At 40.8% G+C, this 3,155-nt stretch carries 3 protein-coding genes; 1 reads left to right on the top strand and 2 read right to left on the bottom strand.

Annotated features, from left to right (window positions below):
- Window positions 1–658: 658 nt before the first annotated feature.
- A complete protein-coding gene (locus ACTHUE_RS14080; RefSeq protein WP_070460737.1) occupies window positions 659–2,089 on the bottom strand; it encodes a tetratricopeptide repeat protein in 1,431 nt (476 codons plus the stop codon).
- A 225-nt stretch (window positions 2,090–2,314) separates the two neighbouring features.
- On the bottom strand, window positions 2,315–2,602 hold the full coding sequence (yhbY, locus tag ACTHUE_RS14075) for a ribosome assembly RNA-binding protein YhbY (protein ID WP_070460735.1): 288 nt from the start codon (window positions 2,600–2,602) through the stop codon (window positions 2,315–2,317).
- Between the two features lie 111 nt (window positions 2,603–2,713).
- Between yhbY and ACTHUE_RS14070 the strand changes: the two genes are divergently transcribed.
- The coding region (locus tag ACTHUE_RS14070; RefSeq protein WP_440423136.1) for an RlmE family RNA methyltransferase at window positions 2,714–3,155 on the top strand (442 nt) is incomplete at its 3' end.

The following is a 3,155-nucleotide window of genomic DNA, read 5'->3' as shown; positions in this document are numbered from 1 at the left end:
AGAGCTTAACGCGTCTAACCATTCTTTGGTTTCAATTGGGTCAACATCGTGTAATTGGGTGGACATAATATCTATCCTTGTGTTGAGTGTTTTTCAATGACGGAGTATTACTCCGATATTTTCGTTTATCAACAAATGTGAGTTAAAAACGAAAATTCCTAGAGTCAAATTCGAAAAAAGTTTTAATTACTGAAATATTTTCAATACGTTATAACCGTTGATAAAAAATCAGAAAGAATTGAACTTTTTACAAACCAGCTAACCTGCAAATGCTATCAGTAATTGGGCAAACTGGCAAATTGTGCTGTAGATATTGATAGGATTTAGAGGTTGAAATTAAGATTTTTTAAAAGAGTTATGTAGCTTGTTTTTAAATCGAGATATTGAGTGGATACAGTAAAAAAGCATCAGATATTTGAGAAAGTTTATTCGAATACGAAAAATATTTTTCAAATTTTGTTGTAAATAGAAAATTAAATTTAGATTATCTGGTTTTTTACAAAGAGAATAGGCCGTCTGAAGACTCTAAAGAGATTAAGGAGAAATGGGATTTGAAGATGGCGATTGTTGAGGAAGGGTAAATGAAAAAAATGACATGTACAGGCTACTTTAGCGCTGACATGTCATTTATGTAGGAAGTTAGAATTTCAGACGGCCTCTAATTATCAGTAGAGCCTTTTTGAGAGAATTGCTTCCATTGAGTCAGAAGCTCTTTGAGAACGTCTTGCTGTTCATGTCCATGTTGGATGGCTTCTTGCAACCAGAAGCAAGCATTGTTGATGTCTTTTTTTACACCCATGCCGTGATAATACAGGCAGGCAAGATTATATTGAGCCATCGTGTCTCTTTGTTTGGCCGCTGCTTCAAACCATTTTGCAGCTTGGGCGTAGTCGACAGGTACGCCTTGTCCGCAGTAATACATCATACCTAGATTGGTTTGGGATTTACTGTGTCCACGTTCTGCGGACTGATGGTATAACTCCAGTGCTTCAGCGTAATTCTGTTTGCGTTTTAAGCCATAGTGCGCTGCAAATGCCAGCTTGTACAGACGCTCGGCTTCCTGACGTTGGAGGGCGATTTCTTTGGTTAGCTCATAGTTTTGCTGGTTATTCAATGCGCTGTCAGACAGAAGTTTTTGGTAAGCGGCAAGATTACCTAAATCAGCCGAGCGTTGATAATATTGGCGTGCGGTGTCAGCATCAACTGCTCGTCCCAATCCGTAGCGATAGATATCACCTAAAAGGCGCAAACCTTCCGGATCATTTTGATCAGCAGCAAATTTAGCGTGCTGATAGGCCTTCTGAGGGTCTCGTTCGGTGTTTTTGCCTAGCAGATAGATTTCGGCAAGTGCTACATTCGCATTGCTGTCACCTTGTGCGGCAGCTTTTTCAAACCATTCCAATGCTTCAGCAGGATTTGATGCGGCTAAGAGTTCCGCAAGAGAAGTTTGCGCTGGAACAATGTCGTAATCGGCGGCAATACGTAAATGTTCGATTGCTTTTTCAGGATTTTGTGCGACACCTTGCCCCAATTTGTATTGGAGACCGAGTTGCCAGTGTGCTGCAATAAATCCCTGTGCAGCGGATTGCTGATAAAGTTTATGGGAATATTCCAAATCAGAAGAGCTGGAATATTGGTAATGTTGGGCTAAGAAGTATTGCGCCTGAGGATTTTGCTGTTCGGCAGCTTTCAATGCCCATTTGACTGCTTCTTGGTCATTGCCATTATCTGCATATAAACGCATGAGGCGTAGTTGTGCTGGGGCTAATCCTTCTTCAGCAAGCTCTTGATAGGCTGCAATGAGTTTTTCTATTTCTATTCCATTATTTTCTTGTAACTGGAGAAGATTATAGCGGGCGTATGGATGACCACCTCTTGCAGCTTGCTTTAAATATTCAACTGCAATTGCTAAATCTTGAGCATTTTCGTGGTGTTCAATCAGGTATCCTGCTAGCTGAAATGCGGCCTCAACATGCCCGGCTTCTGCTGCCTCGCAGAGCAATGGGATGGCTCGTGCAAAGTCAGGAGGGTCTTGAGTGATCAATTTTTCTGCTATAAGAAAAGATTCTTCATATTGTTGAGCATTCATCGGTTTGCTTTTATATTTTGCGAAGGATTAAGAATAAAATAATCGGCCGACAGAGTGCGGCCGTTATGATTTTGTAATTTTGAGGTTATTTACAAAAACAGACAACCGTATTTGTATTTTTATGCTTAGAATAATGGAATAAATCATTTCGTACTGCATAAATACAACAGAAGGATATGATTAAAGTGGGTTGAGAAAATACTTCTGCTGTTTATTCAGTTTAAATTATTCGTCGTCCGGTTTTTTACGCCATAAAACAAGTAATTTGCCAATATGTTGCACCAGTTGAGCCCCCAGTGTTTCACACAGGGCATTGCAAATTTCAATACGTTCAGCACGATCATCGCCAAAAACACGGACTTTAATCAATTCGTGTGCTGTCAATGCGGCATCGGTTTCTTTGATGACCGAGTCGGTCAAGCCTTGTTGGCCAACCATTACGACAGGGTGGAGGTGGTGTGCTTGGGCTTTCAAGGCCAAAATTTCTTTGGTGCTTAATTTGTTGTCGTTCATATTAATAAGTATCCAATTCAAAAGAATAATGGCTATATTGTACGCGATTTAGAACATTTACGGGGGAAATAACGTACAATGCTGATTTTAACTTAAGCATTTCAAATCAAGATGGCTGTACGCTCAAAATCTTCAAAAGCATGGCTGCATGAGCACGTCAACGATCATTATGTCCATATGGCACAAAAGGACGGATATCGTGCCAGAGCAGCTTATAAATTATTGGAAATCAATCAAAAAGACAAATTAATCAAGCCAGGTACGGTTTTGGCGGATTTGGGCAGCGCGCCGGGAAGTTGGTCACAGGTTGCGGCCAAGCTGGTCGGTAAAACAGGAGCAGTGTTTGCTTTGGATATTTTGCCGATGGATGCTATTGAAGGCGTGTCGTTTATTCAGGGCGACTTTAGGGAAGATGCTGTTTTGGAGCAGTTTGAAGCCTTATTGGATAATCGTCCGTTAGACCTTGTAATCTGTGATATGGCACCCAATATGTCAGGCAATGCCGTAACAGACCAGGCACGCAGTTTTTATTTGTGTGAACTGGCTTTGGATT

This window comes from Neisseria sp. P0021.S005, assembly GCF_051956955.1.
This window is presented reverse-complemented; position numbering and strand designations above follow the sequence as displayed.

Bases quoted from the DNA above. Each gene is read 5' to 3' on its own strand.
- ACTHUE_RS14080 (WP_070460737.1), bottom strand. From the start codon at position 2,089: ATGAATGCTCAACAATATGAAGAATCTTTTCTTATAGCAGAAAAATTG.
- yhbY (WP_070460735.1), bottom strand. From the start codon at position 2,602: ATGAACGACAACAAATTAAGCACCAAAGAAATTTTGGCCTTGAAAGCC.